Origin of the sequence: Pseudomonas sp. 1928-m, assembly GCF_029269135.1 — a bacterium.
GTDB lineage: Bacteria > Pseudomonadota > Gammaproteobacteria > Pseudomonadales > Pseudomonadaceae > Aquipseudomonas.
In genome coordinates this window covers 1251543-1270749 of the sequence record NZ_JARIXO010000001.1, presented here as the reverse complement: position 1 = coordinate 1270749, position 19207 = coordinate 1251543, and the positions used below count along the sequence as shown (strand labels likewise).

Sequence of the window (19207 nt, the reverse complement as noted above, 5' to 3'; positions counted from 1 at the left end):
TGTCAGGCCAGCGTGGTTCAGGCCTGCTGAGCTTGCGCTTCGGCGGCTTCGTGGGCCTGGCGCAGACGCTCGCGGCTGTTGGTCAGGTGCAGGCGCATGGCGGCGCGCGCGGCATCGGAATCCTGGCGGGCGATGGCTTCGAAAATCTGCTCATGCTCGCGGCTCAGGCGCGCCATGTAGTGCTCCTGATCATCGTGGGCAATGCGCGCCGAATTCAGCCGCGTGCGCGGAATGATGCTGGTGCCCAGGTGACTCATTATGTCGGTGAAATAGCGGTTGCCGGTGGACTCGGCAATCAGCAGGTGGAACTGAAAATCCGAAGCCACCGCATCGCCCGCCTGCGACACGCTCTGGTGCAGCACATCCAACACCTCACGCATGGCCGCCAGTTGCTCGGCACTACGGCGCTGCGCCGCCAAACCAGCCGACTCGACTTCCAGACTGATGCGCAACTCGAGAATCGCCAGCACATCGCGCAGGGTCACGATGGTCGCCGGATCGATACGAAAGCCACTGGGGCTCGGCGTATCCAGCACGAAGGTGCCGATACCATGGCGGGTCTCGACCAGACCGGAGGCTTGCAACCGCGACAGGGCTTCACGCACCACGGTGCGGCTGACGCCCTGCTCTTCCATGATCGCCGACTCGGTCGGCAACTTGTCACCGCGCTTGATCACCCCGTCACGGATGCGCTGAGACAGCTCGGTCACCAGTTCCTGGGCCAGGCTGCGGTGCTTTCTGCGGGCACGTGGCGGGGTGTTCGGATTATCCATATCGACGGTCTTTCTCGGCTGACGGCTAAGGCGCAATCATAGCCCAGGGAGTTGTACGATGACACACTCCTTGAGTCGCAGTTCCCGCACAAAAACCGATTTATCCATCACTGTGAAATTTCTGCACGAGCGCAACCGCCATGCCGACCGAACTGCTGACCCTCGAAGACCAACTGACCTGCCTGACCCTGGCCCCGGAACTGGGCGGCAGCATCGTCAACTGGACCCTGCGTGCCAACGGCCATGCGCTGCTGCGCCCCAGCGATGAGCTGGCTTTGCAGGCGCGCAGCCCACGGCGTTTGGCCTGTTACCCGCTGGCGCCCTGGTCCAACCGCATCGGCCAAGGCGGCTTTAGCAGCCCGGACGGCTGGTTTGCCCTGGCCGCCAACAGCGCCAACGATCCGCTGCCGATCCACGGCAGCGCCTGGCAACAGCCGTGGCAAGTAATCGAACAAAGCGCCAGCGAGGTCTGCCTGCAGCTGGACAGTAGCGAGCCATTTGCCTATTGCGCGCAACAGCGCTTTCGCCTGCACGACGGCTGCTTGCAGATGCACCTACAGGTTACCCATCTGGACTCGCGCGCGGCCTGGCATGGCCTGGGTTGGCACCCGTATTTTCCGCGTACCGCACACACCCGCCTACGTGCAGAGGCGCAGCAATTCTGGCAATGCGATCAGGCGCGCCTATCCAGCGAGTTGGCGCCATTGCCGGCTGGCTGGAACTTCGCAGAAGCTCAGCCCTTGCCCACCGAACAGATCGACAACGCCTTTACCGGCTGGGATGGCAGCTGCGAGATAATCCAGCAAGACGCCGGCTACCGGCTGCAATGCCGCAGCCAAGGCACCGACTACTTCATCCTCTTCACCCCAGCCGGGCAGGATTTCTTCTGCTTCGAGCCGGTAAGTCACCCAGTCAACGCCCACCATCTGCCAGGGCAACCGGGCCTGCGCCTGTTACGGCAGGGTGAAACCAGCCAGCTGTCCTTCAGTTTGCAGTATCAGCCCCTGACGCACGCCTGAAACAACTTAGGCCTCGATAGACTTCGTAGCAGCCTGGTCAACCGGCTCTGCCTGTGGCTGCTCGGGTTGTTGCGGCTCAGTCTGTTCAGAATCTTCGGCAGGTTTGCCCAGCCACTCATTGGTCGACTGCTGCACTTCATCCACCTGCTTGTTGAGCTCTTTCACGGTCTCATCGACCGCCTCACGGGCGACGTCCACAACCGCCTGCTCGGCTTTCTCGGCGAGTTTCTGCGCCGATTGTTCGGCCGCTTCGCAACCGACCAGGCCAATCAGCACCAGACCCAGCACAGCCATTTGCATCGACTTACGCATCACGTTCTCCATACACAGCCGCTATCGGCCTGTTGTGCCGCGACCCAATGGCCGCGACATTGATTGATCACCCGGCTGATTAACCGCCAGGCGAGGCTCAGCGGTGCGTGCGCAAATGTAGGGAGGCGCGGGTGTTTCCTCAATTGCATAGAGTTTGCAAGGTGTTACCGAGCAGTCCGGCGCGACGTTGAAATGGCAAGGCGTCGTCAGCCAAACTCATCACACACTAAGGTGGCGCAAACAGGCACTAGGCAAATACGCTTACCCAAGGCTAATAATGCCAGCCATTAAGCGCACCCCAGTTAATGCAGCGCCTGCAAGCATTCATCGCAACTAAAGGATTATGTCGTGTTGATACGCAATGCATTGTGCGCATTGGCGAGTTTGCTCTGGGTTAGCACTTCGGTGGCTGAAGAGCTGCACTTTGTGACTGAAGAATTTCCACCCTTCAGTTATTCACGCGGAGCAATTGCCAGCGGCGCCTTACCGGAAATAGTCGACGCCACCTGCCTGATCTTGCAGTGGCGCTGCCAAATTGAAGTACTGCCCTGGCGACGCGCGTTGCAACAAGCCGAAGATGGCGAGGTGGATGGGATTTTTACCGTTATTCAATCACCCGCGCGGCAACAGGCGTTTTTTATTACCCCCATGCTGGTGACCTCCGGCTACGACTTCTACACCCTGCGCTCGAATAACTTCCATTACCGCCAACCAGAGGATTTGCGCGGCCGCCAGGTCGGCGTGTATGGCCCGTCAGGCACCTCATTCGTACTCCAGGAAAGCCTGAAGAACACACCGGATGTCGAGGTTAAACTGGTGACCAATAACCATCGGCTGTTATTGATGCTCAATGCTGGGCGTTTTGGTGAACAAGGTGTTGTGGTGCTTAACCGCGATGTTGCCCGGCATTTGATTGAGCATGAATACCTCTATGCGCTGCGCAACGCCGGGCATTTGACGTCAATTTCATACGGCATTGGTTTTTCCCGCAAGAAAGTCAGCCCTGCGCAGTTTCAGGCATTCAATCGCGGGCTGGGTACGCTGCGCAATAACGGCCAGCTTGCAACCATTTTGCAACGCTACGGTCTACAACCTGCCAATTAAGCAGGCTGGACATTTAACTTGGCTTCGCCATAATTGCCGGGCGCAACCTAATTAGCCCTTTAACAAACCTGACAATTCGTTCAGGTAATCCACAATTAAAGGGCAAACCAGCGTGGTAATAGTCATTGAAACTATTCGCCATGCTCAATAAATGCGTGAGCTAAAACTGTTTGGCCGTCTCAGGTGCCCAGGTCATATGCCTGGCATCCAGCCAATATTCTGTTCAAGACCATGGGTAACTACGTGACGAAAGACGAACTGCGCGCCGAACTCGAGCGCCAGGCGCAGCGTTACAAGGATGTATACGGCGGGGAAGTGATTACCTACGCCGCTCAACCGGACCCCGAGCGCAAGCCGTGGCGCAAGAAGGCTAACCTTCTCGACCAAGCGTTTGAAAAAGAGCTGGTAAAAATCGAAAAAGAGCTGCAATCCAAGGCCGACGAGGCGTCTGGCTGACGCCCCGCAACCTTGATGTCAGAGCAGGCGGCCATCCCAGATCGGGATGGCCGCTGACTCAGCGCCCCTTACCGCCCATCAGCGAACCCAACAGACCACGCACCAGTTGCCGACCAATCTGATTGGCCGCCTGGCGCATGGCTGTTTTCATCACTTGGCTGGCCAGGCCACCGAGCAACTCACCCGCAGCACCGCCAATCCCACCGCCTGCCTCTGCCTGCTTGCCGGCAGCGCTCGATTTGCTTGGCTCTGCCTGTTGCGCAGCCTGCTCAGCGCGGGCGGTCAGCAATTCATAGGCGGACTCACGATCAATCGGCTTGTCGTAGCGCCCCCGCAACGGCGATTGCTGAATCAAGGCCGCACGTTCAGTATCATTCAGCGGGCCGATACGCGATTGCGGCGGAGCAACGGCTACACGCTGCACCATGGCCGGCGTGCCTTTGGCCTCCAGCGTGCCGACCAGGGCTTCGCCGATACCCAGCTCGGTGAGCACCGTCAACGTGTCGATGGCCGGATTGGGCCGGAAGCCATCAGCCACCGCGCGCAGCGACTTCTGCTCTTTGGCGGTAAAAGCGCGCAAGCCGTGCTGAATACGCAGGCCAAGCTGCGCCAGCACATCGTCCGGCAAGTCGCCCGGCGACTGGGTGACAAAGTACACCCCCACGCCTTTCGAGCGGATCAACCGCACCACCTGCTCCAGGCGTTCCTGCAAGGCCTTCGGCGTTCCGGCAAACAACAGGTGCGCCTCATCGAAGAACAACGCCAGCAGCGGCTTGTCGGCGTCACCGCGCTCCGGCAGTTGCTCGAACAACTCAGCCAGCAGCCAGAGCAGGAAGGTCGCGTAGACCTTCGGCGCTTCATGCACCAAGCGGCTGGCGTCGAGCAGGTGAATGCGCCCGCGACCATCGCGGTCCGGATGCAGAATATCTTCCAGCTGCAATGCCGGCTCACCAAACAGCGCCTCGGCACCCTGCTGCTCCAAACCGGCCAGCTTGCGCAATAAGGCCTGCGATGAGGTGGAGGTAAACAACGCGCTGTCTTCGCCCAGCACTTCGGGGTGACTTTTCAGATGAGCCAACAGCGCCTTGAGGTCTTTCAGGTCAAGCAGCAACAAACCTTCGCGATCCGCCACCTTGAACGCGGCATAGAGTGCGGCCTGCTGGCTGTCGGTCAGTTCCAGCAGCGCGCCGAGCAGCAAAGGCCCCATCTCACTGAGCGTGGTGCGCAGCGGATGGCCGCTCTGGCCATGCACATCCCACAGGGTTACCGGGTAGGCCATGGGCTGATGGTTAAGCCAGGGCATGCTGGCGATACGCTCGGCCACTTTGCCTTGCGGCGCGCCAGCAGCCCCCAGGCCACAGAGGTCGCCCTTTACATCAGCGGCAAACACCGCCACACCGGCATCACTGAAGGTTTCGATCAAACGTTGCAGAGTCACCGTTTTGCCAGTGCCCGTCGCGCCAGCAATCAGCCCGTGACGGTTGGCCAAGCGCAACGCCTGCCCCACCGGTAGCCCCTCAAGATCGGCCCCTACAACAAACTGATCGGTTTGCGCCATCTTGTTATCTCCATGGTTAAAGCTTTACTGCAACTAAGCCGACATAGTCAGCATCGCCGCACTGTCGGCGGTGCCATTGCCTTACATCAGCTCAAGACTGATGCCAGAACTTACCGGACGCAAGAAGCCATGACCAACAACCTGAAGTTCAGCCACAAGATTCTGCTCGCCGCCTCGTTGGTGGTGATTGCCGCATTCTCGCTGTTCACGCTGTACAACGATTACCTGCAACGCAACGCCATCCGCGATGATCTGGAAAGCTATCTGCAAGAAATGGGTAATGTCACCGCCAGCAACATCGCCAACTGGCTGTCGGGGCGCATCCTGCTGGTGGAAAACGTCGCCCAATCGGTCGCCCGCGACTCTTCCGGCGACGCCCTGACCGGCCTGCTGGAACAGAAGGTGCTGGCCTCCACGTTCGCCTTCACCTACCTGGGCAGCGCCGACGGCAGCTTCACCATGCGCCCGAACGAAGACATGCCCGATGGCTATGACCCACGCCAGCGCCCCTGGTACAAGGACGCCATGGCCGCAGGCGGTAGCACCCTCACCGAGCCCTATGTCGACGCTGCCACCAGCGAACTGATCATTACTATCGCCACGCCTGCCAAAGCAGCCGGGGTGGTCGGTGGCGACCTGAGCCTCAATACCCTGGTCGAGATCATCAACTCGCTGGACTTTGCCGGCATGGGTTATGCCTTTCTGATCAGCGCTGACGGCAAGATCCTGGTGCACCCGGATAAATCCCTGGTGATGAAGAACCTCAGCGAGGTCTACCCGAAAAACACGCCACGGATCAGCGGCGAGTTCAGCGAAGCGGAGCTCAATGGCGAACCCCGCATCCTCACCTTCGCTCCGGTCAAAGGCCTGCCCTCGGTCAACTGGCATGTCGGCCTGTCCATCGACCAAGCCAAGGCCTATTCGATGCTCAGCGAGTTCCGCGCCTCGGCTATCGTCGCCACCATCATCGCCGTAGTGCTGATCATGCTGCTGCTGAGCATGCTGATCAGCGTGCTGATGCAACCGCTGAATGTCATGGGTAAAGCCATGGAGGACATCGCCCAGGGCGAGGGCGACCTGACCAAGCGCCTGACCATTCAGTCCAACGACGAGTTCGGCCGCCTGGCCAGCGCGTTCAACCAGTTTGTCGAACGCATCCACAGTTCGATCCGCGAAGTGTCATCCGCCACCAGCCAGGTCAATGAGGTGGCGAAACTGGTGGTCGGCGCCTCCAACTCGTCGATGATCAACTCCGACGAGCAGGCCAGCCGCACCAACAGCGTCGCCGCAGCAATCAACGAACTGGGCGCCGCCGCTCAGGAGATCGCGCGCAACGCTGCCGACGCGTCAAATCAAGCCTCTGACGCACGGCACCTGGCTGAAGACGGCCGCCAAGTTGTGGAAAAAACCATCCAGGCGATGAATGAGCTGTCCGGCAAGATCAGCGCCTCCTGCAGCAATATCGAAACCCTCAACAGCAAGACGGTGAACATCGGGCAGATTCTTGAGGTGATCAAAAGCATCTCCCAGCAAACCAACCTGCTGGCGCTCAATGCCGCCATCGAAGCCGCGCGCGCTGGTGAAGCCGGTCGCGGTTTCGCCGTGGTTGCCGATGAAGTCCGCAACCTGGCCCACCGCACCCAGGAGTCGGCGCAGGAGATCGAGAAGATGATCGAGGAGCTGCAAGTCGGCTCCCGCGAGTCGGTCACCACCATGACCGAAAGCCAGCGCTACAGCGAAGAAAGCGTGGAGATCGCCAACCAGGCCGGCGCGCGCCTGAGCAGCGTGACCGAACGTATCGGCGAGATCGACGGCATGAACCAGTCGGTAGCAACCGCCACCGAGGAACAGACCTCGGTGATCGAATCGCTCAACGTCGATATCACCGAAATCAATACTCTCAATCAGGAAGGCGTGGAAAACCTTAATGCCACCCTGCGTGCCTGTGGTGATCTGGAGCAACAGGCCAGCCGGCTCAAGCAGTTGGTCGATAGCTTCCGCATTTAACAAATGCGTAAAAAAGGCTGGGAGCCATTTTTAACGTCGCGTAGCGACGGCCCGCAAGGGTGGCCGCCATGGATGGCAGGCCATACAAACAAACGGGGCGCTCACTGAGCGCCCCGTTTTTATTTCTGCTTGTCGTTATTCGCTGGCGGTTGTTGGTCTTGCTGCAATTGCCGCCACAGCTCGGCGGCATCGGCAAATTCGGTGCCGTCCTCGGGGGTAAGCGCCTGGGGGTCATAGCGCTGCGTACAGCCCTCGCCGAGCACCGGTGGCGCGCTGGATGTTCCACGCGCAAGCGGATCTGTCATAACACCTCCAACGTGCTTCGCCAGTCTTCAGTTAAGCGCCAGGTGGCCTTCATCATGCTGGGCAAACTCCTTGACCGCACGCAGTACATCACTGCGGCTGACCTGCCCGATCAAACGGCCCTCTTCGACCACCGGCAAACGCCGGCGCCGGCCGCGCAAAAAGCGCTCGGAGATTTCGATAATGTCCGCCTCGGGCGATATCACTTCCACCTCGGTGGTCATATAGGCACTGACATCGCCGCCCGCCGACTCGTAATAAGCGCCGGAGAGAATCCCGCGCAAGCAGTCGCCTTCCGACAACAAGCCCACCAGATGCCCTTGCCCATCGACCACCGGCGCGCCGGAGATACGGTGTTCAAGCAAACGATTGATGGCGGTGAACAGGTTCATTTCAGGACGGAAAGTCACCAGATTGCGGGTCATGTAATCACGTACTTTGATTGACTTGAGCATCAGTAAATCCCTCTTTCTGTACTGAACCGAACCGCAACATGCACCTCAGTCGAACACCACTGTCTTGTTATCGTGCACCAGCACTCGGTCCTCTAAGTGATAGCGTAGACCACGCGACAGCACCATCTTCTCCACATCCTTACCCAGGCGCACCATCTCTTCGATGCTATCGCGGTGGCTGACGCGCACCACGTCCTGCTCGATGATCGGCCCGGCGTCCAACTCCTCGGTGACATAGTGCGAGGTCGCACCAATCAGCTTGACCCCACGCAATGACGCCTGGTGATAGGGCTTAGCCCCAACAAACGACGGCAAAAAGCTGTGATGAATATTGATCACCCGCTGGGAAAACTCCGCACAGAGTGGCGCAGGCAGAATCTGCATATAACGCGCCAACACAATCACGTCAGCCGCATGGGCTTTCACCAGGCGCGCTACTTCATCAAATGCTGGCTGCTTATCCTGCGGGTTAACCGGTACATGGAAGTACGGAATGGCATGCCACTCGACCATGCTGCGCAGGTCGTCGTGATTGGAAATCACGCAGGGGATATCGCAATCCAGCTCATCGCTGTGCCAGCGATGCAGCAGATCGGCCAGGCAGTGCGATTCGCGACTGGCCATCAGCACCACGCGTTTTTTCACCGCCGAATCGGTCACCCGCCACTCCATGGAGAACTCACGGGCAATCGGCGCAAAAGCCTGGCGGAAACCATCCAGATCAAACGGCAGCGAATCGGCGCGAATCTCGTGACGCATAAAGAACCAACCACTCTGGTTATCCGAGTGGTGGCTCGCTTCGGTAATCCAACCGTTATAGGTGGCCAGAAAGTTACTGACCTTGGCCACAATGCCGACCCGGTCCGGACAGGCAATGACCAATCGAAAAGTACGCATCAACGGCTCCAGCGCTCAAATAAAGTCGGCCATTCTAGTCACAGCCAGAAAAAACTGCAGTACTCAAACAGCGCTTGCCAGCACAGCAATAGCGCAAGATCGAACAGTGCCTGCCAGGCAAATAGCGCAAACACCACCGCGATAACTGGTGAATAACTAGGCATGTACAACAGACAAGCCCTGCTACAAGTTACTTAACAATACAATTCATAAAAAATACCGATAAAGCGGTTTACTTGTGAAAAGTGCCTGACTACTATTGCTATCACTTAATCGCCAATCCCGAATACAGGTACCCCAACATGTCGTTGATCAATGAATATCGCGCCACCGAAGAAGCCATCAAAGAACTGCAAGACCGCCTGAAGAACCTGTCGCAAGACGACAAACTGAAAAAAGAACTGGAATTTGAAGGCAAACTGCGCGCCCTGATGGGTGAATACCAGAAGTCGCTGCGCGACATCATTGCCATGCTCGACCCGGACGCCAAAGGCAGCAAAGCCACCCGCGCCACCAAAACCACTGGCACCAAGCGTGCACGTAAAGTTAAGCAGTACAAAAACCCGAACACCGGTGAAGTTATCGAAACCAAAGGCGGCAACCACAAGACTCTGAAAGAGTGGAAAGCCAAGTGGGGCGGTGACGTCGTTGAAGGCTGGGCCACCCTGCTGGGCTAAGCCTGCCGCGCAAGCAACACGCTCTAAATAAAAACGCCAGCGCTGCTGGCGTTTTTTATGGGCGCTGTTTCAGCAGCGCATTCAGTATTTGTCCCCACAAATTACAGGGCGTAACGCTGGCGTAACTGCTCTGCATATTCCCGCCATTCCAGCAAAACCGCTTGCTGCTCCGCACCAATATTTGGAAGTGCCGCGGCAAGTGCCTGACTGAACTGTTCGAGCGTGTTCGGCGCACCATATTCAGGCCGGCTCAAACGCTGCTGGCAGAATGTCCACCAACGTTGTTGCTCTTCCGCATTCAGGCTCGCGGCAAAGTTGCGCGCCCGGTAACGAAACAACAGCTCCGGTAAACGCCCATCATCAAATGGCCAAACTGCCTCGGCCAAACGCTGCGGCTCGGCACGTCGCACCTGCTCGCACAGCCGACGATCACGATCACCAATAAAACCGTCATATAACTGTTGCTCAGGATCTTGAGTGGCAGCGAACTGCTCCTCGGCATACACCTGGGCAAGTTTGTCCTGCCACAGCCCAGGATTTACGCGCAATTGTTCGGCCTGCGCCTGATAAGCCGGCACATCGAGTTGCAGGCGTTGAATATCTTCCGCGCGCAATACATTCATCGGCGCAACAACCGGGCAACGGTTGATATGCAGCAACTTCAGCGGCACCGGCAACTCACCCTCAGCCAATTGATCGCGCCGTGTGTACAGGCGCGTGCGCAATGTCTCAGCGGATTCATTGAGCAGCGGCGAAATATCGGACTGCAGGTCACAGACGATCAACGCATTGCGGTTACGCGGATGCCAGGCCAGCGGCAATACCACCGCCAGATAATGCCGCGCCCCGGCGTAACGCCCGGAGATATGCACCAAAGGCTGCAACAGGCGTATTTGATCCTGCACGCGCTGTTTGCTGCGCAGCTGATACAGGTAGTCATAGAGTTTGCGCTGCTTGCTGCGTAGCAATCGCGCCAGGGCGATGGTGGCCCGCACATCGGACAGCGCATCGTGGGCCTGGCCATGCTCAATGCCGTTGGCAGCCGTCAGGCGCTCCAGCTTGAGCGTCACCCGCCCCTCTTCTTCCGGCCAGACGATGCCTTCCGGGCGCAGTGCATAGGCCGTACGCACCAAGTCGATCAGATCCCAACGGCTGTTGCCACCCTGCCATTCACGGGCATAGGGATCGAAGAAGTTGCGATACAGGCTGTAGCGCGTCACCTCATCATCGAAACGCAGGCTGTTGTAGCCCACCCCGCACGTGCCGGGCTGCGACAGCTCGGCATGCACGCGGCTCATAAATTCAGCCTCATCCAGGCCATGCTGCGCCAGCGTGCTCGGGGTAATCCCGGTGACCAGGCAAGCCGCCGGATGCGGCAAGATATCGTCGCTGGGATGGCAGTAGATATTCAGCGGTTCGCCGATTTCATTGAGGTCTTCATCGGTGCGAATCCCCGCGACCTGCAGCGGCCGGTCGCGCCGTGGGTCAATACCGGTGGTTTCGTAGTCGTACCAAAAGAGGCTGGAAGTCACTATCATGTCCTGATGTTGAGGCGCAGGCAGTCTACCACCCGGCAAGCATCACGCAGATAAGCGCCAAACCTTGCGCCAGCGCACGCCCCACGTGGGGTCCGTGCCTTGTAGGGCGTCCTGGCGACGACTAAAGTGGGAAACTCGAATAACCACTCTGCACAAGGACGCCCCATGAGTGATATCAACCCCAGCAATCCCTACGCAGCCCCTGCCAGCGCACTGCAGGAAGCGCCACGCGACAGCCAGGTGCCAAGCATCGAAGAAGCCTTGAGCCGGGGCTACGACTTCAACATCAGCGACCTGCTCAGCGAAGCCTGGCAGCGAGTAAAAGGCACCAAAGGCATCATCATCGGCGGCTTTCTGGTGTTCTACGCCGTGCTACTGACGGCATCCTTCCTGATTGGCGGATTCTTCGGCCTGCTGGGCGTGGTCAGCGACAGCCCGATGCTCGCGGTCGTGGCCGAACTGGTCATCGGCATTCTGGCCTCGGCCCTGGCCTACCCCTTTATGGCCGGGATCAACATGATCGGTATCCGTCGCGCCGCCGACCAACCGATCAGCTTCAATGACATCTTCAGCCACTTCGGCCGCACCGTACCGCTGGTGATTACCGCGATTATCAGCATGCTGCTGATTTATCTCGGCATGTTCCTGCTGATCATTCCCGGCCTGTACCTGGCCATCGCCTATATGTTGGCCATTCCGCTGGTGGTTGAACGCGGCCTGACGCCATGGCAAGCCCTGGAGGCCTCGCGTAAGGCGATTACCCAGCGCTGGTTCAAGGTTTTTGGCCTGTTCCTGTTGCTCGGCCTGATCACACTCGTCAGCGCAATCCCGCTGGGGGTTGGCCTGGTCTGGACCATTCCGCTGTTTGTCATTGCCATGGGCGTGCTCTATCGCACCATCTTCGGCGTATTGCCCGCGCCGCAATAATCCTCACTAAATAGCCCCGTTGCGCCGGTTCAGATCACTGAGCCGGTTGCTTCCCTGCCTGCTGCTGGCTAGCATCGGGCTTTCCTCGACGCAGTCTGCCGATGTCGCCCACGCCAACCCCTGCTTCAGTCGCCGCTCGCCAGCTGCTGGATACCCGCTATAAGGTGGAAACACCGGAAGGCATCGACCTGATCCTGCGCCCGGCGGGTGTAGTGCCGCGCGCGCTGGCATTCAGTATTGATCTGCTGATTCGCGGTGCACTGCTCGGCGCGATGTTTGCTGTGCTGGCGTTGCTCGGCCAGTTCGGCATGGGCCTGGGCACCATCCTGCTGTTTCTTGTCACCTGGTGGTACATGGTGCTGTTTGAAGTGCTCAACCAGGGCCGCTCGCCCGGCAAGCAGATGATGGGCCTGCGGGTGATCCATGACGACGGCACACCGATTGGCTGGGCCGCCTCACTGACGCGCAATCTGCTGCGCTTCGTCGACATCCTGCCGTTTGGCTACACCCTGGGCATTCTCAGCTGCCTTAATCACCCGGCGTTCAAACGCCTGGGCGACATTGCCGCCGGCACGCTGGTGGTCTATCGCGATAACGCCCCAACAACCCCAGAACTGCCGCAAGCTGAAGCCCTGCGTGCACCGTTCAGCATGAGCCTGAATGAGCAACGCGCCCTGCTCAGCTTTGCCGAGCGTGCGCAGAGCCTGTCCAGCGCACGGCGTCAGGAGCTGGCGAGCATTCTTGCCGAACCTTTGCAGGTACCTGCCGAGCAGGCCGAGCAGCAGATCCACGGTATTGCCCGTGGTTTGTTGGGGCCGACATGAAACAGAGCCAGTTTGAAAACCAGCACCAGGCCGACTGGCAAGCCTTTCATACGCAGCTCGAAGCGCTTGAGCGCGGCAAGGCCGACAGCCAGCAGTGCAAGGCCTTTGCCGCCGACTACCGCAGCCTGTGCCAGCACCTGGCCCTGGCACAGAGCCGCGGCTACAGCAGCCACCTGATCGAGCAGTTGCAGCTGCTGGCCATGCGCGGCCATCAGCAGTTCTATCGCCACCGCAGCCCGCTGGGCGGCCAATTGCTTGGCTTTATCCTCGCCGGCTTTCCGCGCTTGGTCCGCGCCGAATGGCGCTTTGTCGTCGCCGCCAGCCTGCTGTTCTTCGGCAGCCTGCTGCTGATGGGCACGCTGGTGTATTACTTCCCCGACCTGGTCTACGGGGTGATGGCGCCCGACCAAGTGGCCGAGATGGAAAAGATGTACGACCCCGACGCCAGACGCATCGGCCGCTTCAGCGAACGCGACTCCGGCGATGACTGGATGATGTTCGGCTACTACATCATGAACAACATCGGCATCGCCTTTCAGACCTTTGCCAGCGGCCTGCTGTTTGGTCTGGGCAGCCTGTTCTTCCTGCTGTTCAACGGCCTGATGATTGGCGCAGTAGCCGGCCACCTGACGCAGATTGGCTATGGCGAAACATTCTGGTCATTCGTCATCAGCCACGGCTCATTCGAGCTCACCGCCATTGCCCTGGCCGGTGCGGCTGGCCTGAAACTCGGCTGGGCGCTGCTGGTACCAGGGCGCCTGCCGCGCGGCGAAGCCCTGCGCGTAGCGGCTGGCAGCAGCGTGCGGCTGGTCGGCGGGGTGATCGTGTTTCTGCTGCTGGCGGCCTTTATCGAGGCCTACTGGTCATCCATGGACCTGGCCAGCCCCGCGATCAAATACGCAGTCGGCGGCGCACTCTGGCTGTTGGTGCTGAGCTATCTGCTGCTGGCTGGCCGAGGTGTGCATGCGCCTGACTGATGCCAGCGTCGCCATTCGCCCGCGCAGCGCCTGGGAGGCCGTCGACCTCGGCGTGTTATTGGCCAAGCAGCACGCCGGCCTGCTAATGGCCAGCTGGGCACTGGTGACCGTGCCAATTTTTGCCCTGCTGTGCCTGCTGCTGTGGGATTACCCCAGCATCGCCCTGCTGATTTTCTGGTGGCTGAAACCGGCTTACGAGCGCCTGCCGCTGTATATCCTCTCGCACGCCCTGTTCGGCGCCACACCGAGCCTCAAGCAAGCGCTGAAAGCCCTGCCCGGCTTGCTCAAACCACAACTGCTGGCCAGCCTGACCTGGCGCCGTCTAAGCCCTACGCGCAGTTTCGACCTGCCCGTGATGCAGCTCGAAGGGCTGTCCGGCAAGGCCCGTAGCCAGCGCCTGATCGTCCTCGGCCAGCGCGATGCCGGCGGCGCCAGCTGGCTCACCATCGTCGGCGTGCACCTGGAAATGGCGCTGTGGTTCGGCATCATCAGCCTGCTCTACATGCTCCTGCCGGCGCAGATAGAGCTGAACTGGACCTGGGAAAGCCTGGTCAATGCCGCCTCGGGCGAGTGGCTGTGGCTGGAGCACCTGTCCAACCTGACCTACGTCCTGCTGCTAATTCTCTGGGAGCCGATCTACGTCGCCTGCGGCTTCACCCTCTACCTGAACCGCCGCACCGCCCTAGAAGCCTGGGATATCGAACTGGTATTCCGCCGCTTGCGCCAGCGCCTGACCGGCGTGGCGTATGCCCTGCTGCTGGGCTGCGGCCTGCTGTTGATGCAAGTGCCAAGCAGCGCCATGGCCGCCACAACCGCAAACAGCTGCCCGTTGCCGATTGAAGACCCTATGGGGCCAGAGGCCGAACGCCTGCTCAAACAACCGCTGACCAGCCTGGAGGCGCAGGAAAGCATCGGCCAACTGCTCGACCAACCGCCCTTCGAACACCGCGAAACCGTTACCCGCTGGCGCCTCGGCGAAGAGCCCAAGGAACCAAGCGAGGAAGACGCCAAGGCGCTGATCGAACTGCTGGAAAAATTCTTCAAACTTACCGAATTCTGGAAAAGCGTCGATGGCGTGGCGCTGTTCTTCGAAGTGCTGCTGTGGGCCGCGCTGTTCAGCCTGATCGCTTGGCTGCTGTGGCGTTACCGCGACTGGTTGAGCACCTTTGCCGGGCGCCTGCGTTTGCCGCAAGCGCGCAAATACCAACCACCAGAACAGCTGTTCGGCCTGGAAGTGGCGCCGCAAAGCCTACCTGCCGATATTCCCGGCGAGGTTGAGCGGCTTTGGGATGAACAGCCGCGCGCCGCCCTCGGTCTGCTCTACCGTGCCCTGCTTAGCCGCATGCTGCATGAACAGCGCCTGCCGCTGAAAAGCTCGCACACCGAAGCCGAAGTGCTGCAACTGGTGCAGGCACTGCAGCAGAAAGACCTCAGCCACTTCAGCCAGGCCCTGACTCGCCACTGGCAGAACCTCGCCTACGGCCATCGCCTACCGCCTGCTGCGCTCAAGCAGGGCCTGTGCACGGCCTGGCGGCGCCTGTTCGAACAAGGGGCGCAGGCATGAACCGGCGCATCCAGTTTTTCCTCGGCGCGGGCCTGCTGCTGGTACTCGGCCTGCTCGGTATCTACCTGCTGGGCAAACTCACGCCCTATCAGGAAACCCTCAAACACGGCCCCGATCCCGAGGCCCGGGCCAACCCTTATCTCGCCGCCGAGCACTTCCTGCGCAAGCAAGGCCTGCAGGTGCAGCGCGCCGATGGTCTGGAAGTCATGAAGGACCTGCCGAGCGCCGGCCAGACCCTGCTGCTGCTCGGTGATCGCAACCGCATGACACCCAAACAGGCCGAACGCCTGCTGGCCTGGACCGCCAAGGGCGGCCACCTGCTATTTGTCGCCGAACGGCTGTGGGATGAAGAGGAAGGCAAAAGCGGCGATCTGCTGCTCGACAGCCTGGGCATCCAGCAATACGAGAGCGAAGAGCTTGACGAAGATACCAGCGAAGCAGCGGAAGAAGATGCCTCGGTTGAGGACACGGCCGACGCTGAACCGCAGGCTGAAGCGGAAGCTGCGGCAGAGGCAAGCGCAGGCTCAGGCTCAGGCTCAGGCAACGCCTACCCGGAACTGACCCAGCTGTATCTGGAAAATGAAGAGGCGCCGGCCTACTTCAACTTCGACACCGATTTCCACCTTTACGATGCCGAAAACCGCGCCCACGCCTGGGCCAACAGCGATGCCGCCACCCACCTGCTGCAGCTCTACCATGGCGATGGTTTGATCAGCGTAGTCAGCGACAGCTGGATCTGGCAGAACCAGGGCATCGGCGAATACGACAACGCCTGGCTGCTCTGGTACATGACCCAGGACAGCCAGGTCACCCTGCTCTACCGCGCCGACCGCGATGACCTGTTCAGCCTGCTGCTCGAACACTTCCCCCAGGCGCTGGTCGCGCTGGCGCTGTTGCTGGCATTTGGTTTATGGCACCTGGGCATGCGCCAGGGCCCGCTGCTGCTGCCCGCCAGCCGCAATCGCCGCCAATTGCAGGAACACCTGCGCGGCAGTGCCGATTTTCTGTTGCGCCACAACGGCCAGCACAGCCTGTTACAAGGCCTGCAGCAGGATATTCAGCGCCGCGCGCGCCACCGTCACCCCGGTTTCGAACGCCTCGCCGTGGCCGAGCAGTGGCAGGTGCTTAGCCGCCTGACCCGCCAGCCTTCCAGCGTTATCAGCCAAGCCATGCGGCCGCTGCCCAAGCAGCGTCTGGCCGCAGCCGACTTCACCCGCCAGGTCGCCAACCTGCAAACCCTCAGGAATGCCCTATGACGAGCGAACACACCCCCGAACAGCCGGACAGCGCAATCGAACCCGCTGCCGTAACCACTGAGCCCGTCACCGAGGCCCCGGCTGCGGCACCCGTTGCGGCACCAGCACCAGCTGCGGCCAATCCGAATGCCCAGCGCCAGCGCGCCAGCCAGTTGGCTCAGGCGCTGCGCGCGGAGTTGCAGAAAGCCCTGATCGGCCAGACGGCGGTGATTGATGACGTGCTCAGCGCCCTGATCGCCGGCGGCCATGTGCTGGTCGAAGGCGTTCCCGGCCTCGGCAAGACCCTGCTGGTACGCGCCCTGGCGCGCTGCTTTGGCGGCGAGTTCGCGCGCATCCAGTTCACCCCGGACCTGATGCCCAGCGACGTCACCGGCCACGCCGTGTACGACCTGCAGAGCGAGCAGTTCAAACTGCGCAAGGGCCCGGTGTTTACCAACCTGCTGCTGGCGGACGAAATCAACCGCGCCCCGGCCAAGACCCAGGCCGCGTTGCTGGAAGTGATGCAGGAACGCCAAGTCACCCTGGAAGGTCGCGCCCTGAATGTGCCGCTGCCGTTTATGGTGCTGGCCACACAGAACCCGATTGAGCAGGAAGGCACCTACCCGCTGCCGGAAGCCGAGCTTGACCGCTTTATGCTCAAGCTGCGCATGGATTACCCCGAGCAGAGCGAAGAGCTGAACATGGTTCGCCAGGTGGCGCGTTCGAGCAAAGCCGACATGCTCGAAGTCACCCCGCTGCGCACCCTGCTGCAGGCCCGCGATGTACTCGCGCTGCAGAAAATTGCCAGCGACCTGCCGATTGACGAACAAGTGCTCGACTACGCCGTGCGCATCGCCCGCGCCACCCGCACCTGGCCAGGCCTGGCCATTGGCGCCGGGCCGCGCGCCTCGATTGCCCTGGTACGCTGCGGCCGCGCCCGTGCACTGCTGCGCGGCGGCGATTTTGTGCTGCCGGATGACATCAAGGGCTGCGCTCTGGCGGTACTGCGCCACCGCGTGCGCCTGTCGCCGGAGCTGGATATCGAAGGCCTGTCGGTGGATCAGGTGCTGCAACAACTGCTCGACCAGGTTCCGGCACCGCGTCTATGACCCGTACCTGGCAAAAGCCCGCATTGAAAGGTGCCTCCGCATGAAGCCCTCGCGCGCGCTGCTAGCGCTGCTCGCCGGTCTGTTCGTGCTCGGCATTGTGCTGGGTATCTGCAGCGCCCTGGGCGTTGCCGTGCCGCGCAGCTTCACCCCGATTTACTGGGGCCTGCTGCTGGTGCTGCTCGGCCTGACACTGATCGACGCCCTGCTGCTGCGCCAAGTGCCCTCGCCGCGCATCGAGCGCCAGCTACCCGGCAACCTGCCGCTGGGGCGCTGGAGCGACGTGCGGCTGAATCTGCACCACAGCTACACCCGTGCGCTGCAGGTGGAAGTGTTCGACCATCTGCCAGGTGATATGGCCTTCGAGCACCTGCCGCTCAAGGTCGACCTACACCCCGGCGAACAGACGCAGATCAGCTACCGGGTGCGCCCGCTGCTGCGTGGGCACTTTCACTTTCCCCAATGCGAAGTCAGCCTGCCCAGCCCCATGGGTTTGTGGCGTGCCCGGCGTTATCTGCCAGTGGCCGGTGAAACCCGCGTCTACCCGGATTTCGCCCGTCTGTACGGCGCGCAACTGATGGCGGTGGATGACTGGCTCAGCCAGCTTGGTGTGCGCCAGCAGCAACGTCGCGGCCTGGGTCAGGAATTCCACCAGCTGCGCGAATTCCGCGACGGCGACACCCTGCGGCAGATCGACTGGAAGGCCACCGCGCGCAAACGCACACCGATTGCCCGCGAGTATCAGGACGAGCGTGACCAGCAGATCGTCTTCCTGCTCGACTGCGGCCGGCGCATGCGCAGCCAGGACGGCGAGCTGTCGCACTTCGATCACGCCCTCAACGCTTGCCTGCTGCTGAGCTACGTGGCACTGCGCCAGGGCGATGCGGTCGGCCTGTCGACCTTTGCTGGCGAGCAGAACCGCTTCCTCGCCCCGGTCAAAGGCCAGGCGCAGCTGAATGTGCTGCTCAATGCCCTCTACGACCTGCGCAGCACTCAGCAACCGGCCGACTTCACTGCCGCCGTGGAAAACCTGCTCAGCCATCAGCGCCGCCGCGCCCTGGTGGTACTGGTGACCAACCTGCGTGATGAAGATGATCAGGCCCTACTCGGCGCGGTCAAACGGCTGAGCCGCCAGCACCGCGTGCTGGTCGCCAGCCTGCGTGAGGAAGTGCTGGATACTCTGCGCCACACCCCGGTGCAGGACCTCTCCAGCGCCCTGGATTACTGCGGCACCCTGGACTACCTGAACGCCCGCGCCGGCCTGCACGAACGCCTGATTGCCAACAAGGTGCCGGTGCTCGATGCACGGCCTAGCGAGCTGGGACCGCAGTTGGTGAGCAGTTATCTGGCCTGGAAAAAGGCAGGTGTTCTCTAACACTGGCTAATGCGGGTGCCGACGTAGGTTGGCGTTGAGCGCAGCGAAGCCCAACAGGCATTGGCATGTCTCGTTGGGCTTCGTCGCTTTGCTCCTCAAC

19 protein-coding genes are annotated in these 19207 nt (G+C 60.9%); 12 read left to right on the top strand and 7 right to left on the bottom strand.

Going from position 1 to position 19207, the window contains the following annotated elements:
• Nucleotides 1-17: 17 nt before the first annotated feature.
• Nucleotides 18-773: a FadR/GntR family transcriptional regulator gene (locus P3C18_RS05660; RefSeq protein ID WP_275960877.1), complete on the bottom strand. Its 756-nt coding sequence runs from the start codon at nt 771-773 to the stop codon at nt 18-20.
• 140 nt (nt 774-913) lie between these two features.
• Between P3C18_RS05660 and P3C18_RS05655 the strand changes: the two genes are divergently transcribed.
• Nucleotides 914-1792, top strand: coding sequence for an aldose 1-epimerase (locus P3C18_RS05655; protein WP_275960875.1), 879 nt, complete (start codon nt 914-916; stop codon nt 1790-1792).
• A 6-nt stretch (nt 1793-1798) separates the two neighbouring features.
• On the opposite strand, the gene P3C18_RS05650 is transcribed toward P3C18_RS05655, so the two are convergent.
• Nucleotides 1799-2104: a hypothetical protein gene (locus P3C18_RS05650; protein ID WP_275960874.1), complete on the bottom strand. Its 306-nt coding sequence runs from the start codon at nt 2102-2104 to the stop codon at nt 1799-1801.
• A 348-nt stretch (nt 2105-2452) separates the two neighbouring features.
• On the opposite strand from P3C18_RS05650, the gene P3C18_RS05645 reads away from it, so the two are divergent.
• Together P3C18_RS05645 and P3C18_RS05640 are read left to right on the top strand one after the other, a co-directional pair.
• A complete protein-coding gene (locus P3C18_RS05645; RefSeq protein WP_275960873.1) occupies nt 2453-3208 on the top strand; it encodes a transporter substrate-binding domain-containing protein in 756 nt (251 codons plus the stop codon).
• Nucleotides 3209-3451: 243 nt separating this feature from the next.
• Nucleotides 3452-3664, top strand: coding sequence for a hypothetical protein (locus P3C18_RS05640; RefSeq protein ID WP_275961591.1), 213 nt, complete (start codon nt 3452-3454; stop codon nt 3662-3664).
• A gap of 58 nt (nt 3665-3722) precedes the next feature.
• Here the strand turns inward: P3C18_RS05640 and P3C18_RS05635 are convergent, their stop codons facing one another.
• Entirely contained in the window at nt 3723-5222 is a 1500-nt protein-coding gene (locus tag P3C18_RS05635) for a helicase HerA-like domain-containing protein (RefSeq protein ID WP_275960872.1), read from the bottom strand.
• 129 nt (nt 5223-5351) lie between these two features.
• Between P3C18_RS05635 and P3C18_RS05630 the strand changes: the two genes are divergently transcribed.
• Nucleotides 5352-7229: a methyl-accepting chemotaxis protein gene (locus P3C18_RS05630; protein WP_275960871.1), complete on the top strand. Its 1878-nt coding sequence runs from the start codon at nt 5352-5354 to the stop codon at nt 7227-7229.
• A gap of 119 nt (nt 7230-7348) precedes the next feature.
• Here P3C18_RS05630 and P3C18_RS05625 read toward each other — a convergent pair whose 3' ends face one another.
• The 3 genes from P3C18_RS05625 to purU are packed head-to-tail and all read right to left on the bottom strand — an operon-like array spanning nt 7349 to nt 8884.
• A complete protein-coding gene (locus tag P3C18_RS05625; protein ID WP_275960870.1) occupies nt 7349-7534 on the bottom strand; it encodes a hypothetical protein in 186 nt (61 codons plus the stop codon).
• Between the two features lie 27 nt (nt 7535-7561).
• Nucleotides 7562-7987 carry a CBS domain-containing protein gene (locus P3C18_RS05620; protein WP_160013327.1) on the bottom strand — a complete coding sequence of 142 codons (426 nt, stop codon included), beginning with the start codon at nt 7985-7987 and terminating at the stop codon, nt 7562-7564.
• 45 nt (nt 7988-8032) lie between these two features.
• Entirely contained in the window at nt 8033-8884 is an 852-nt protein-coding gene (purU, locus tag P3C18_RS05615) for a formyltetrahydrofolate deformylase (protein ID WP_275960869.1), read from the bottom strand.
• Between the two features lie 302 nt (nt 8885-9186).
• Here purU and mvaT point away from each other — a divergent pair, with 302 nt between their 5' ends.
• Nucleotides 9187-9561 (top strand): histone-like nucleoid-structuring protein MvaT, encoded by a 375-nt coding sequence (gene mvaT / locus P3C18_RS05610; RefSeq protein WP_275960868.1) that lies wholly within the window; start codon nt 9187-9189, stop codon nt 9559-9561.
• 101 nt (nt 9562-9662) lie between these two features.
• Here mvaT and sbcB read toward each other — a convergent pair whose 3' ends face one another.
• Complete coding sequence (sbcB, locus tag P3C18_RS05605) at nt 9663-11093, bottom strand: exodeoxyribonuclease I (RefSeq protein WP_275960867.1); 1431 nt, start codon at nt 11091-11093, stop codon at nt 9663-9665.
• 171 nt (nt 11094-11264) lie between these two features.
• On the opposite strand from sbcB, the gene P3C18_RS05600 reads away from it, so the two are divergent.
• From P3C18_RS05600 to P3C18_RS05570, 7 genes are all read left to right on the top strand, one after another.
• The gene (locus P3C18_RS05600) at nt 11265-12026 is read left to right on the top strand and encodes a hypothetical protein (protein WP_275960866.1); all 762 of its coding nucleotides are present in this window, start codon (nt 11265-11267) and stop codon (nt 12024-12026) included.
• Nucleotides 12027-12127: 101 nt separating this feature from the next.
• A complete protein-coding gene (locus tag P3C18_RS05595; RefSeq protein WP_275960865.1) occupies nt 12128-12850 on the top strand; it encodes an RDD family protein in 723 nt (240 codons plus the stop codon).
• Nucleotides 12847-13827 carry a stage II sporulation protein M gene (locus P3C18_RS05590; protein ID WP_275960863.1) on the top strand — a complete coding sequence of 327 codons (981 nt, stop codon included), beginning with the start codon at nt 12847-12849 and terminating at the stop codon, nt 13825-13827. The genes P3C18_RS05595 and P3C18_RS05590 overlap by 4 nt, the downstream gene beginning before the upstream one ends.
• Nucleotides 13814-15391 carry a DUF4129 domain-containing protein gene (locus tag P3C18_RS05585; RefSeq protein ID WP_275960862.1) on the top strand — a complete coding sequence of 526 codons (1578 nt, stop codon included), beginning with the start codon at nt 13814-13816 and terminating at the stop codon, nt 15389-15391. Before P3C18_RS05590 ends, P3C18_RS05585 begins: the two co-directional genes overlap by 14 nt.
• The gene (locus tag P3C18_RS05580) at nt 15388-16647 is read left to right on the top strand and encodes a DUF4350 domain-containing protein (RefSeq protein ID WP_275960861.1); all 1260 of its coding nucleotides are present in this window, start codon (nt 15388-15390) and stop codon (nt 16645-16647) included. Before P3C18_RS05585 ends, P3C18_RS05580 begins: the two co-directional genes overlap by 4 nt.
• Nucleotides 16644-17735, top strand: coding sequence for a MoxR family ATPase (locus P3C18_RS05575; RefSeq protein WP_275960860.1), 1092 nt, complete (start codon nt 16644-16646; stop codon nt 17733-17735). The genes P3C18_RS05580 and P3C18_RS05575 overlap by 4 nt, the downstream gene beginning before the upstream one ends.
• Nucleotides 17736-17775: 40 nt before the next feature.
• Nucleotides 17776-19107, top strand: coding sequence for a DUF58 domain-containing protein (locus P3C18_RS05570; protein ID WP_275960859.1), 1332 nt, complete (start codon nt 17776-17778; stop codon nt 19105-19107).
• The last annotated feature ends 100 nt before the right edge of the window (nt 19108-19207 follow it).